This window comes from Pigmentiphaga sp. NML030171 (assembly GCF_002188635.1).
In the GTDB taxonomy this organism is placed as follows: domain Bacteria; phylum Pseudomonadota; class Gammaproteobacteria; order Burkholderiales; family Burkholderiaceae_B; genus Pigmentiphaga; species Pigmentiphaga daeguensis.
Genome location: NZ_NINX01000055.1, coordinates 43,782 through 57,208, shown reverse-complemented (window position 1 = coordinate 57,208; position 13,427 = coordinate 43,782). Strand labels below are relative to the sequence as shown.

Below are 13,427 nucleotides of genomic sequence, written 5' to 3'. Positions count from 1 at the left end.
ACCGGCAACGGCACCACGCTGTCCTTCGTGTACGACGACACGCATCAGCGGGTCAAGCAGATCGCCCCTCGGGCACGGTGTACTACGTGCATCCGGACAGCGTCAGCGGCCTCTTCTACGAGAAGGAGGTCAAGACCGGCGGGTGACCGAACACAAGCACTACATCACCGCCTCGAGCGGCACGGTTGCGATCTACACGACGCGCAGTACCAATGTGACGACGCTACGCTATCTGCACAAGGATCATCCGGGTTTAACCAACGCGATCTCGGACGAGACCGGCGCGGTGGTCGAGCGGCTGGCCTACGATGCGTGGGGCAAGCGGCAGTTCCCCAACGGCACGACCGATCCGGGCAATACGCTGGCAGGCGTCAATACGGATCGGGGCTTTACGGGGCACGAGCACCTCGAAGAAGTGGGGCTCGTGCACATGAATGGGCGGATCTACGATCGGCGCATCGGCCGCTTCACGAGCGCCGATCCGATGATCCAGGCCCCGTACAACCTGCAGTCCTACAACCGCTACTCCTATGCATTTAACAGTCCGCTCAATGGTGTCGATCTGTCAGGGTATGGACTCCTTAGCTTTATAAACGATATCTTTGATGCCGTCGGGGATCTCATCGGCAGTGTCGCCAAGGGGGTCAGCAGCATCGCTGAGTCCAAGGTCGGGCGCATGGGCCTGTCCATTGGGGTGGGCTATATGACGGGGCAATGGTACCTGGCAAATTTCGGAGGATGGAGCGGAGCTAGCGTGGCGGCCGGCGCTCTAGGAGGTTTCTCCGGAACGATGGTGGCAACGGGCGGGGACTTCGAAGCTTCGGTAAAAGGGGCAATTATTGGGGCAGGGTTTGGTTGGGCGGGTGGCCTTAAAGGGAACCTGATCTATGCGGGGCATGCGGCCGTAGGATGTGCCAGTGGAGAGTTGCAGGGCGGTGGGTGCCTGCGCGGTGCCGCCTCTGCCGTGGCGGGTAAGCTGATGACGGTCAATACAAAGGGCTGGGAGGACTATGAGCGATTCGCCATGACCGTCGCGGTGGGTGGAACAGTCTCAGTCATCGGTGGTGGACAATTCGCCAACGGCGCCATGACATCTGCCTTTGGGTATCTCTACAACCAAATGGCGCATAAAGCCTGCCTTGGGAGTGGTAGTGTGATGTGTAAGGCGGCACCCTCGCAAATTGAGCGAGAGGCGGCTGCGCGCACTGCTTCTCTGGAGCCGGGACTACAGGGTGTATATCCGGAAGTTGCTTTGGTGCCGGCTGGTCGCGGGGTTTCATTATTACGAAACTTAGTAAATTTCTTCACACGAGATGAACTCGTAATCCATTGGGGAACCAATAAGAACGATAGTTCCCATGCTATGCGATGGGTGGAAAGCAAAGGGCTTGATGTAAATCAGGTGCAAAATGCCATTCGTCAAGACTTGATCGTTCGCGACGTCCAGGCTCTTCCACCCGGGGGGGTGGGTGGACACAACCCTGTCAATGTACAAGGCGTTACTGTCCGCTATTCCGCTTATAAGTTCGATGATGGAGCGATTAATGTCGGATCGATTCGAACCCGCTAAGAAATGGAGAAAGCTCACAAAAGCAGAGGCGAGTCTCGTCGCTCGATTATGGCAAGGGAAAGATACTCTGCTTGTCGTGCATTCAGTTGCAGAATTACTCGCAAGAAACATGGGCGACGGATATTGTTTACGACTGTCTCGACCTGATCAAATCAACGTCGAGCGACAAGGATATGAAGCCTCTGCCTTTGTTGGCGATGCTGTCGACTATGACCAGGTTATGGTTCAGGCAGTTCTCGTGATCGGATTGGATTTTTATCCATTAGAATTAGAAATTTTTCGCCAAGACGGAAAATATCTAAACACCCCTTTAGAAGAACTAGATTTCCACTTAGTAAGAGAAGACTAGATAGAGATGGCATGTTATTTTTCTGGTAATTTCCCCGCAAGACTGGTGAAGTCAGAAGTAGAGTTTTCTCATTGAGGAGTTCTACAGCATGAAGAAGTCGAGATTCACGGACAGCCAGATCATCGAGGCGATCAAACGGGTGGAAGCCGGATTGGCGGTGCCGGAGCTGTGCGGAGTGTTGGGCATCAGCTCGGCGACGTTCTACGAGTGGCGTTCGAAGTACGGCGGCTGGATGTGTCGCTGATGGCGCGGATGAAGGAGCTGGAAGCCGAGAACGCCCGGCTGCACACAAGATGTACATTGAAGAGAAGCTCAAGGCCGAGATCGTGTCGGAGGCGCTCGAAAAAAAGTGGTGAGGCCATCTCGCCGCCGCGAGATGGCCCAACGTGCCGTGCAAGAGCGAAGCGTATCGATCCGGCGGCCTGCCAAGCATTTCGGGTCAGCTAGACGTGCTATCGATATGTGGCCAAGGCCGACGCCGAGAACGAAGAGATTGCCACTTGGTTGCTGCGCCTGACCGACAATCACCGCAACTGGGGCTTCGGGCTGTGTTTCTGTACCTGCGCAATGTCAGAGGCTACGGATGGAATCACAAGCGCGTGTACCGGATCTACCGCGAGCTTGAGTTGAATCTGCGGATCAAGCCGCGTAAGCGGCTGGTGCGGCTGGCGCCCGAGCCGTTGACGGTGCCGACGGGCTTCAACCAGGTGTGGTCGATGGACTTCTCGCTGCCATCCGAACGCGTGATCCGTGCGCTCAAGCAGATCATCGGCTGGCGTGGCCGGCCGTTGGCGATACGTTGCGACAACGGCCCGGAATATCTGAGCGCAGCGATCGTCGAATGGGCGGGTCGATGGGGCATCACGCTCGAATATATCCAGCCGGGGAAGCCACAACAAAACGCCTACGTTGAGCGGTTCAACAGGACCGTTCTCTATGAATGGCTGTCCCAATATCACTGGACGACTTGGATCACGTCCAGCGCGTCGCCACCGACTGGATGTGGTCCTACAATCACGAACGCCCGAATATGGCCCTGAGCGGCTTTATCCCTAAATAGCGGTTGGCCATGACCGTCTGAATCCACAGCCGTTAAAAATGGGGGGATTACCCATCGGCGTGCCCCCGCCGAACCAACCGCAGCACCCACTGCCCAAAATCATCCACAAACAAGAACACCACCGGTATCACCAGCAAACTCAAAAACGTCGACGTGATCAACCCTCCCAGCACCGCGATCGCCATCGGCGACCGGAAGCTCGGGTCCGCGGCTCCGTAGCCGATCGCGATCGGCAGCATCCCGGCGCCCATCGCCATGGTGGTCATGATGATGGGCCGGGCCCGCTTGTGGCAGGCGTCGATCAGGGCATCCCAGCGGCTCATGCCGGGCACGGCCGGCCGCACGTCGGTGGCGGGGTGTCCCCGCCGCGCCAGGATGGCGTATTCGACGAGCAGGATGGAGTTCTTGGTGGCGATGCCCATCAGCATGACCAGGCCGATCAGCGAGGGCATGGAGAAGCTCTTGTGCGCGATGAGCAGGCCGACGAAGGCGCCGCCCAGTGACAGGGGCAGGGCGGCCAGGATGGTGACGGGGTGCAGGAAGTGCTTGAACAGCAGCACCAGCACGACGTAGATGCACAGCACGCCGGTCAGCATGGCCAGGCCGAAGCTCTGGAACAGTTCGCCCATGACTTCGGCGTCGCCCACGGTGGCCTGGCGCACGCCAGGCGGCAGGTTCTTGATGGTGGGCAGGTCGGCCACGCGCTGGGCGACTTCGCCCAGGTCCATGCCGGCCAGCTCGATCTCGAAGTTGATGTTGCGCGAGCGGTCGTAGCGGTCGATGACGGACGGTCCCGCGGAGAAGTCCAGGGTGGCGACCTGGTCGAGCAGGACCGGGCCTCGCGTGCCGGGTACGGACAGGCGGCCGAGCAGGGAGAGGTCTTGGCGCGCGGCCTGGTCCAGGCGCACGACGATGGGGACCTGGCGCTGGGACAGGTTGAGCTTGGGCAGGGAGATGTCGTAGTCGCCGACGGTGGCGATGCGCAGGGTGTCGGCGATGGCGCTGCTGGTGACGCCCAGGTCGGCGGCGCGGGCGAAGTCGGGGCGTACGGCGATTTCGGGGCGGATGAGGCTGGCGGTGGACGAGATATTGCCCAGGCCCGGTATGGTGCGCAGTTCCTTGGAGACGGCCAGGGCCGCCTGGTTCAGCGCGTCGGGGTTGTCGCCGGTCAGCACGAGCACGTATTTGTTGTTGGAGCCGCCCAGGCCGACGCGGCTGCGTATGCCGGGGATTTCCTGCAGGGCGGCGCGCATGTCTTCTTCGATGCCTTGTTTCCTGGGGCGGTCTTCGCGCGGGTCGAGCTGGATGGTCAGGGTGGCCTTGCGGACTTCGGCCGCGCCGGACATGGAGAACGGGTCGCCGCCGGCGGTGCCGCCGCCGATGGTGGTGTAGACGCTGCGCACGTGGGGGACCTTGGCCAGCCGCAGGCGGACGAGTTCGGCGGTGTCCAGGGTCTGGGCCAGGGTGGAGCCGGGCGGCAGCTCGACCACGACCTGGGTCTGGGAGTTGTCGTCGGCGGGCATGAAGCCGGCGGGCAGCAGCGGGATCATGCCGATCGACAGGAGGAAGAAGACGGCGGCGCCCAGCACGGTCAGCCAGCGGTGGCGCAGGCAGGCGGCCACCCAGCGCATGTAGGTCTGGAGCCAGCGCGGTTCCTTGCCGGCATGCACGACGGGCTTGAGCAGGTAGGCGGCCATCATGGGCGTGAGTACGCGCGCGACGATGAGCGAGGCGAACACGGCCAGCGAGGCGGTCCAGCCGAATTGCTTGAAGAAGCGTCCGGCGACGCCGCTCATGAAGGCGGTGGGCAGGAAGACGGCGATCAGGGTGAAGGTGGTGGCGACCACGGCCAGTCCGATTTCGTCGGCGGCTTCCATGGCGGCCTGGTAGGGGCTCTTGCCCATGCGCAGGTGGCGCACGATGTTCTCGACTTCGACGATGGCGTCGTCCACCAGGATGCCGATGACCAGGGACAGCGCCAGCAGGGTGATGACGTTGATCGAGAATCCCAGGAAGTACATGCCTGCGAAGGCGGGGATGACCGACAGCGGCAGCGCGACGGCGGAGATCAGCGTGGCGCGCCAGTCGCGCAGGAACAGCCAGACGACCAGCACGGCCAGCAGCGCGCCTTCGTACAAGAGGCGCATGGAGCCGTCGTATTCTTCCTGGACCGGCGTGACGAAGTTGAAGGACTCGGTGATCTGCAGGTCGGCATGCTGGGCCTTGAGTTCGTCCAGCGCGCGCTGCACGCCCGCGGCAACGTCCAGTTCGCTCGCGCCGCGGCTGCGGGCCACCTCGAAGCCGACGACGGGCTGGCCGTCGAGCAGGGCGGCCGAGCGCCGCTCGGCGATGGTGTCGGTCACGGTGGCGACGTCGGATAGCCGGATGGACCGGCCGTCGCTCAGGACCAGCCGCAGGCCGGCGAGTTCTTCGGCGGTGCCCACGGTGGCCAGGGTGCGCACGGGTTGTTCGGCGTCGCCGATGTCGGTGCGGCCGCCGGAGCTTTCGCGCTGCACCTGGCGCAACTGGCGCGAGATGTCGGCGGCGGACGCCCCCAGGGCCTGCAGGCGCTGCGGGTCGAGCGCGATGCGTATCTCGCGGGTTACGCCGCCCACGCGGTTGACCGCTCCCACGCCGGGCACGTTCAGCAGTTTGCGGGCGACGTCGTTGTCGACCAGCCAGGACAGCGCTTCGTCGTCCATGCTGCTCGCGCGCACGGTGAAGGCCAGCACGGGCTGGCCTGCCAGGTCGACCTTGTTGATGATGGGGTCGCGCAGGTCGGCAGGCATGTCGGCGCGCACGCGCGAGACCGCCGAGCGTACATCGTCCACCGCTTCCTGCAGGGGTTTTTCCAGCTCGAACTCGGCGGTCAGGCTGACGCTGCCATCCTGGATCTTGGTGTAGACGTGCTTGAGGCCCTGCAAGGTGGCGATGGAGTTCTCCAGCTTGCGGGCGACGTCGTTCTCCAGTTGGCTGGGCGAGGCCCCGGGCAGCGAGGCCGTGACCATGACCATGGGCAGGTCGATGTCGGGGAAGTTCTGCACCTTCATGGCGCTGAACGACAGCAGGCCCGCGAAGGTCAGCAGCACGAACAGCATGACCGACGGAATGGGGTTGCGTATGGACCAGGTCGAGACGTTCATCGCGTCGGCTCTCAGCGCGTCACGGCGGTGGCAGGGGTGGCCGCGGGAGCGGGCGTGTCGACCACGCGCACCAGGTCGCCGTCGGTCAGGAAGCCCGCGCCGCGCACGGCGACGCGGTCGGTGGGTGCGAGGCCGTCCAGGACCTCGACCCGGTCGCCGTCGCGCCGTCCCGGCTGGATCTTGCGCTGGGCCACCCGGTTGTCCGCGCCTACGACGAAGACGTAGTTGAAGGCCTCGCGCATGACGACGGCCTGCTGGGGCACCGTCAGGCCCTGCGCGGAGCCCAGTTCGAATTCGCCGCGCGCGAACATGCCGGCCTTGGCCGAGGAGTTCGGCGCGCCGGCGCCGGGCAGGTCGACGTAGACCAGGGTATTGCGCGTTTGCGGGTCGACGGTGGGGCCGATGGTGCGGACCTTGCCCTGCAGGCGTTCGCCGCTGGCCGCGACGACGGTGACGGGGTCGCCCACGCGCACGCGGCCGACCTCGGCGGAGGTGACCTCGCCGCGCCATTCCAGGCGGCCCTTGCGGATCATGCGGAAGAGTTCGGTGCCGGCGCCCACGACCGCGCCTACCGTGGCGGTGCGCGACGAGATGACGCCGCTGTCGGGCGCGCGGACCTGCGTGAATTTCAGGCGCAATTCCTGCGCGGCAAGGCTAGCCCGGGCGGACTCCACGCGCGCCTGGGCGGTCTGGCCGCCGGTCACGTACTGGTTGATCTGCGATTCGCTCAGGGCGCCGGAGGCTTTCAGGGACTGGGCGCGCTCGGCGTTGGCGCGGGCCTCGGCGGCGCTGGCCTCGGCCTCGGCCAGCGCGGCGCGGGCCTGGGCGATGTCCGCGCGCACGGTTTCCTGCGCGAAGGTGGCCAGTACCTGGCCGGCCTTGACGGTATCGCCCACGTTGACCAGGACGTCCTGCAGGCGCAGGCCGCCGATCTCGGCGCCCAGGCTGGCTTCCTGCCAGGCCATGATGTTGCCATTGGCCTGCAGGGCGAGGCGCAGGGACCGCATCTGCGGCTGGGCGACGGTGACGGTCAGGGCTGGCCGGACGGCCGGGGCGGCGCCGGTGTCGGCCGCGCGCAGGGCGGGCGCGAGGAAGGCGCCGGCCAGGATGGCGCCGAGCACGGCGGCGGCGATGAGAGGGCGTAGCGGCATGGACGGGATCATGGTTGGGGTGGGGCCGGGGCGGCAACGAGCCCTGCGGCGACAAGGTTCGTGAGATGTCGTCAGGAAGGGTTGGCGGCAGGCTTCGCGGAGGCCGACGGCGGCGTGTCCGGAGGCGCCGGCGCGTCCTGCCGCCAGCCGCCTCCCGCCGCGCGGTACAGCGCGATCCAGGCCGCCATGCGCTCGCGCTCCAGCGCGGACTGGGTGGTGCGCGCCGTCAGCAGCATGCGCCGCGACTCCTCCAGTTCCAGCAGGCTGGCCAGGCCGCCGCGATAGCGCTGCTCGGTGGCTTCGAACGAAGCCTGGTATCCCTCGACCGCGGCGCGCGCGTCGGTGGTGCGCGCGGCCGTGCTTTCCAGGTTGACCAGGGCTTGCTCCACTTCGCGCACGGCCTGGCGCGCCGTGGCGCGATACTGCGTGACGGCTTCGTCGTAGCGGGCCCGGGCAGCGTCGATGTCGGCGCGGTGGCGGCCGCCGTCGAACAGCGGCAATGACACCGACAGCGGACCGATGGACCAGGTCGAGACGTCGACGTTCATGCCGCGTGCCTTGAACGAGGCCGCGCCCACGCTGCCGGCCAGGGTCAGGCGCGGGTAGCGCCTGGCCTGGGCGCTGCCGACCTCGGCGCTGGCCGCCGCCACGTTGCGATCGGCGTTGAACAGGTCGGGGCGTTGCGCCAGCACGGCGGCAGGCAGGTGGTCGATGGCGAACAGCGTGTCGGACGGAGGTTGCGCCGGCGCGGCCAGCCGGGCACGCAACTCGGGTTCGTCCAGCGCGGTCAGCGCCACCAGCGCCTTGACGCTGATGTCGCACGAGGCCCGCTGCTGGCGGGCGCGGGCGGCGGCTTCGGCGCTGCTGGCGCGCGCCAGCGCGGCGTTGGCGGTGGACTGGAAGCCCGCGCGCATGGCGAGGTCGGTCAGGCGCGCGCTTTCCGCGCGCGAGGCCGCGTCCGATTCCTGGATGGCGAGCTCGCGGCGGCAACTACGGAAGTTGTTCAACTCGTTGGCGACTTCCGCGGCCACCGAGATGCGCGCGTCGTGCCATTGGGCCTGCGCGCCCTCCAGGCGGGCCTGCGCGGCGTCGCGCGTGGCGGCGTTGGCGCCGAACAGGTCGATCTCCCACGAGGCCTGCAGGCCGGCCTGGTTCTGCGTGGCGATGCCGCCCGCGATCTGCGAAAAGCCGCGGCTGGTTTGCGCCGTGGCGTCGAGCGTGGGCCCCAGGGCGGCGCCGGCGGACACGCGGGCGGCCCGGGCCTGCAGGAAGCGCGAGCGCGCCGTGCCCACGGTCGGGCTGGCCGCCTGGGCCGCCTCGATCAGTCCGGGCAGGGCCGGGTCGCCGGTCTGTTGCCACCATTGCAGCAGGCGCTGCGGGTTGGAGTCGTGCGGCAGGGAGGGTTCGGCGGAGGCGGGCAGCGAGGCCTGCCAGCCGGCCGGCGTGGCCAGCGGCACGGACGGCGCGGGCGGTTGCAGGCTGCAGCCGGCAATCAGCAGCAGCAAGGCCAGGCCCAGGACGGGGCGTGGCGACGACGAAACAAAGGACTGGGCGCGAGCGAGAGGCATGCTGGAGGCGCGGAGGCCGGCGGGATCGCCGCCGGTCCGCGCAGTTAGAGTGCATGGACGACTCGATAGCGTAAACGAAAAGATTAGGAAATCGTGAATATCGAGAATATTTCTCGTTACGGAAGGGCGTGATGCAGCCCGGGGGCGGGCTGCCCACTCCGCGCCTACCGGGACAGCGAGGCCAGGTCGTAGCCCGCCACGCGCTTGTAGCCGTTGGAGATGGCGGCCAGTTCCTCCTGGCTGATGACATCGTCGATGTGCCGGAAGGGGCGATCGCCCGTGCGCTCATACACTTCCTTCAGGATGGCGTCCGGCGGCGTCTTGCGGTTGGCCAGCACGATGTCCGTCGTCGCGGGGCGGCGCTGCGATTCATATCGCGCCAGCGCGGCCGGCACGTCCGGCTCCGCGGCCAGCGCGGCGGCCAGGGCGCGCGCGTCCAGGATGGCCTGCCCCGCGCCGTTCGAGCCGCGCGGCACCATGGGGTGCGCCGCGTCGCCCAGCAGCGTGACCCGGCCCTGGGTCCACCAGGGCAGCGGGTCCTGGTCCACCATGGGAAATTCCAGCAGGACGTCGGCGGCCCGGATCATGGCGGGTACGTCCAGCCAGTCGAAGCGCCAGTCCTCGAATACGCCGATGAAGTCCTCCAGCCGTCCCCGCCGGTTCCAGTCGCGGCGCTCGTAGCGGGGCGTCGTCACTTCGGCCACCCAGTTGATCAACTGGCACCCATCGGCGTCGAGCGCGTTGCGGATCGGGTAGATGACCATCTTGCCCGGCGTCAGCCAGCCGCCGCGGACATAGGTGGCGCCGTCGAAATAGGGCTTCCAGCGGGTGACGCCGCGCCACATGTTGACCCCGGAGTAGACCGGCTCGCCTTCGGCGGGATGCAACTGCTTGCGGATCACCGAGTGCAGGCCGTCGCAGGCGATCAGCGCATCGGCCGCGCGGGGACCAAGGGAGTTGCCGGCGGGATCGACGAACGAGGCGGTGACGCCGCCGGGCGTCTGCGTGAAACCGGTGCAACGATGGCCCGCGACGATGCGGTCCGCGCCCAGGCGCTCGCGGCAGGCCTCGAGCAGGATCATCTGCAGGTCCCCGCGATGGGCCTGGAACTGCGGCCACTCGTAGCCCGCCTGTCGGCCGGTCGACTCGGAATAGACGTGCTGTCCGAAGCGGTTGAAGAAGGTGGTGGTCGTGGTGGTGACGGCCACCTTCGCCAGGGCCTCGTTCAGGCCGAGCTCGCCCAGGACCCGGGTCGAGTGGGGCAGCAGGCTCACGCCCACGCCCAGCGCCTGGATTTCCGGCGCCGCCTCGAAGACCCGGGCGGCGATGCCCATCTTGTGCAGCGACAGCGCCAGGGTCAGGCCGCCTATGCCGCCGCCCACGATCATGACTTCCATGAAGACTCCTCTTGGTGTGGTTGGGATATGCGTGCTATTGGGACGCCAGGCCGGCCTGGCGGATGACGCCGGCCCAGCGCCTGAGGTCGTCCCGCGTCAGCCTGGCCAGGTCGTCCGGCGTGCCGCCGCTGGGCTGCAGGCCCTGCATGGACAGGCTCTTGACCACGTCCGGCATCTTCAGGATCTGCGCGACCTCGGCGTTCACCTTGCCGACGATGGCCGGCGGCGTGCCGGCGGGCAGGTAGAGGCCGTACCACATGTCGACGTCGACGTCGGCGATGCCGGAGGCCTCGGCCAGCGACGGGATGTCGGGCGTCACGGCGGTGCGCCGCGTGCCGCCGGCGGCCAGCATCTGCATCTTGCCGGCGCGGGCGAATTGCAGCGCCTGGTGGACGGGAACGAAAGCCAGGTCAACCTGGCCCGACAGCACGTCGTTGACCAATCCGCCCGAGCCTTTGTAGGGCACGTGGACCACGTCGATGCCGGCGCGCTGCTTGACCAGCTCCATGGCCAAGTGGTGAGGCGTGCCGGTGCCGGGCGAGCCGTAGTTGAGCTTGTGCGGCTGCTTCCTGGCCAGCTCGATCAGTTGGGACACCGACTTGGCCGGGAGGTCGGGGCGGGTCACGAGCGCCAGGCTGCCGATGGCGATGGGCATCACCGGCGTGAAGTCCTTTACCGGATCGAAGGTGACGCCCTGCATGAAACTCGGCGTCATGATGATGGTGTTGGCCGTCATCAGGTAGGTGTAGCCGTCGGGCGCGGCCCGCGCGGCCAGGTCGGTGCCGATGTTGCCGCTGGCGCCGGGGCGGTTCTCGACTACCGCCGCGTACTGCCAGGCCTCGGATAGTTTCTGGCCTATGGTCCGGCCCAGCACGTCGATGCCGCCGCCTGCCGAGAAGGGCACGATGATGCGGATGGGGCGAGTGGGATAGGGTTCGTCCGCCTGGACCGCGCCGGCGGCCAGCGCCAGCAGCCAGGCATTACAGAACGAGCGACGGGAGAAGCAGCGGCGGGTGGGCATATCGACCTCTCTGGTGGGACAGGAACGATCGCCATTCAATACGAGCTTTATACGCGAGTGAAATATGAATAAAGTATGAATTGATCAGGTATCTGCATCAATGCACCGACATGAACATCTCCCACCGCCAGCTCAAGGCCTTCCTGCTGCTGGCCCAGCAGCGGAATTTCTCCCGCGCGGCCGAGCAACTGCACATCGCCCAGTCGGGCCTGAGCCTGATGATCCGGGAACTGGAAGGGCAACTGGGTTTCCGTCTGTTCGACCGCACCACGCGGCAGGTCACGCTGACGCAGTTCGGCGCCGAGTTTCGCGCCGTGGCCGAACAGAACGTCAAGCGGATCGAGGAGATCGTGGAGCAGGTGGGGAGATCGGCGCAGCGTGCCAATACCACGCTGTCGATCGGCGCGCCGCCGCTGACCTGTTCCTATCTGCTGCCCCCGGTCGTGGCGGCCTTCGAGCAGCGTCATCCGGGCGTGCGCCTGACCGTCGTCGACACCGACCTGCCATCGGTGTCCAGCATGGTGCGTGCCGGGCACCTGGACGTCGGGCTGGGCATGTTCATCAAGGCGGCGCCGGGCATGTTGCGGCAGCCGCTGTTCCACTTCTCGCTGGTGGCGGCCAGCGCCGCGCCGAAGTTCCAGCTGGCGCGGTCGCCACGTTCCTGGAGCGCGCTGGCGGGCGAGCAGTTCATCAACCTGCCCTTCGACAACCCCTTGCAGCAGTTGATCGACAAGAACCTGGCCCTGGTGGGCCACGAAGGTCCGCCGCGCTTCGTCGTCAATTTCATCGAAACCCAGATCGGCCTGGCCGAGGCCGGGCGCGGCATCGCCATCCTTCCCTCGACCGCCGTCCCCGCCTGCCGGGGCCGCGGCATCCGTCTCGAGCCGCTGGGCCCGCCCCTGGTCGAACTGGAGTTCTACGAACTGCGCGACCGCGGCCGCAAGCTGCCGCCGTGCGCCGACGATTTTTGCGATCTGCTCAAGCGCTCCATTCCCCGCGCCGTGCGAGGCGGGTAGGGGGCGGCAAAAAAAACCGGACCGTTTCCGGTCCGGTTTTCCCAGCGTACGCCCAGGGGGTTCTGGGCGCTTGCAAGGAGCGCGCGCGGCGCTCCCGCCGCCGATTTAGAACATGTGACGCAGGCCGACGCCGAACTGGCGGGTGGTCTTGTCGCCGGTCGTGACGGCGCTGCCGTAGTGACCGACGTTGTCCATGTTGCTGAAGAAGGCATAGGCGTTGGTACGACGCGACAGCGGGTAGGTGTAACCGACGCTGAAGCCTTCGATGTCCCAGTCCTTGGCTTTCTGGTACGAGCCGAACAGCGAGCCGGGGCCGACGGGAGCCGACGCGCCGACCATGTACGACAGGGTCTTCTTGGCGAAGCGGCCGTTCCAGCCCGGGATGTCGCCAACGTTGACCGCGACGTTGCGCTGGTCGGCGATGGCGGCATGCAGCTTGACCACGCCGAAGTCATAGGTACCGCCCAACTGGGTCGAACGGCCGACGTTGCCGCCGGTCGAGGGCTCGACCTGGTCGTAGGTCAGGGCGACTTCGACGGGACCGTTGGCGTAGCGCAGGCCCGAGGTGATGGCGCGGTTGTTGGTGCCGGCGACCGGGGTTTCGCTGGTCGAGCGGTTGAAGCTGTAGCCGATGGCGCCTTGCAGGCCGTTCCAGGTCGGCGTGAAGTACATCACGCTGTTGCTGTTGCGGACCTGGTTGGCGGCGATGAAGGTCGAGCCCATGCCGGCCTGACGGAAGGTCGTGCCGAACGGATCGATGTTGGTGAAGAATTGCGAGCCCAGGATGAACTGGCGGCCCAGGCGGATTTCACCCAGCGTGTTGGACGACAGGCCCACCCACGATTGGCGGTTGAACAGGCCGGACTGGGTGGTGGTGCCGTCGTCGGCGTTGATGCCGGCTTCCAGCAGGAAGTTGGCCTTCAGGCCGTTGCCCAGGTCTTCCGAGCCACGCAGGCCGAAGCGGGAATCGCTCTGCAGGCCGCTGTCCAGCGCGTTGCGCGCCTTCATGCCTTCGGTCTTGGTATACAGGTAGCCCATATCCATGATGCCGTACAGGGTGACCGAGCTTTGCGCTTGCGCGGTACCAGCCATGCCGGCCAGAACGGCGGCAGCGATCAGGGTCTTTTTCATTCGTACATCTCCATGATTGAT

9 protein-coding genes and 1 pseudogene are annotated in these 13,427 nt (G+C 66.3%); 4 read left to right on the top strand and 6 right to left on the bottom strand.

What is annotated here, in order from left to right:
- Window positions 1-142 precede the first annotated feature (142 nt).
- The 3 genes and pseudogenes from CDO46_RS26925 (at window position 143) to CDO46_RS26920 (ending at window position 2,979) form a co-directional block, all read left to right on the top strand.
- The gene (locus tag CDO46_RS26925; protein WP_165963333.1) at window positions 143-1,570 is read left to right on the top strand and encodes an RHS repeat domain-containing protein; all 1,428 of its coding nucleotides are present in this window, start codon (window positions 143-145) and stop codon (window positions 1,568-1,570) included.
- Window positions 1,545-1,919: a hypothetical protein gene (locus tag CDO46_RS28210; protein ID WP_132980562.1), complete on the top strand. Its 375-nt coding sequence runs from the start codon at window positions 1,545-1,547 to the stop codon at window positions 1,917-1,919. Before CDO46_RS26925 ends, CDO46_RS28210 begins: the two co-directional genes overlap by 26 nt.
- 88 nt (window positions 1,920-2,007) lie before the next feature.
- Window positions 2,008-2,979: pseudogene (locus CDO46_RS26920) on the top strand (integrase core domain-containing protein).
- Window positions 2,980-3,026: 47 nt separating this feature from the next.
- Here the strand turns inward: CDO46_RS26920 and CDO46_RS26915 are convergent.
- The 5 genes from CDO46_RS26915 to CDO46_RS26895 form a co-directional block, all read right to left on the bottom strand.
- On the bottom strand, window positions 3,027-6,122 hold the full coding sequence (locus CDO46_RS26915) for an efflux RND transporter permease subunit (protein WP_087841646.1): 3,096 nt from the start codon (window positions 6,120-6,122) through the stop codon (window positions 3,027-3,029).
- 11 nt (window positions 6,123-6,133) lie between these two features.
- Entirely contained in the window at window positions 6,134-7,273 is a 1,140-nt protein-coding gene (locus CDO46_RS26910; protein WP_243724671.1) for an efflux RND transporter periplasmic adaptor subunit, read from the bottom strand.
- Window positions 7,274-7,344: 71 nt separating this feature from the next.
- A complete protein-coding gene (locus CDO46_RS26905) occupies window positions 7,345-8,841 on the bottom strand; it encodes an efflux transporter outer membrane subunit (RefSeq protein ID WP_087841645.1) in 1,497 nt (498 codons plus the stop codon).
- A 164-nt stretch (window positions 8,842-9,005) separates the two neighbouring features.
- Window positions 9,006-10,238: a flavin-dependent oxidoreductase gene (locus tag CDO46_RS26900; protein ID WP_087841644.1), complete on the bottom strand. Its 1,233-nt coding sequence runs from the start codon at window positions 10,236-10,238 to the stop codon at window positions 9,006-9,008.
- 34 nt (window positions 10,239-10,272) lie between these two features.
- Window positions 10,273-11,259 (bottom strand): tripartite tricarboxylate transporter substrate binding protein, encoded by a 987-nt coding sequence (locus CDO46_RS26895; RefSeq protein WP_087841643.1) that lies wholly within the window; start codon window positions 11,257-11,259, stop codon window positions 10,273-10,275.
- Window positions 11,260-11,369: 110 nt separating this feature from the next.
- Here CDO46_RS26895 and CDO46_RS26890 point away from each other — a divergent pair, with 110 nt between their 5' ends.
- Window positions 11,370-12,275, top strand: a complete 906-nt coding sequence (locus CDO46_RS26890; protein ID WP_087841642.1) for a LysR family transcriptional regulator — start codon at window positions 11,370-11,372, stop codon at window positions 12,273-12,275.
- A gap of 105 nt (window positions 12,276-12,380) precedes the next feature.
- On the opposite strand, the gene CDO46_RS26885 is transcribed toward CDO46_RS26890, so the two are convergent.
- Window positions 12,381-13,406, bottom strand: coding sequence for a porin (locus CDO46_RS26885; RefSeq protein ID WP_087841641.1), 1,026 nt, complete (start codon window positions 13,404-13,406; stop codon window positions 12,381-12,383).
- Window positions 13,407-13,427 lie beyond the last annotated feature (21 nt).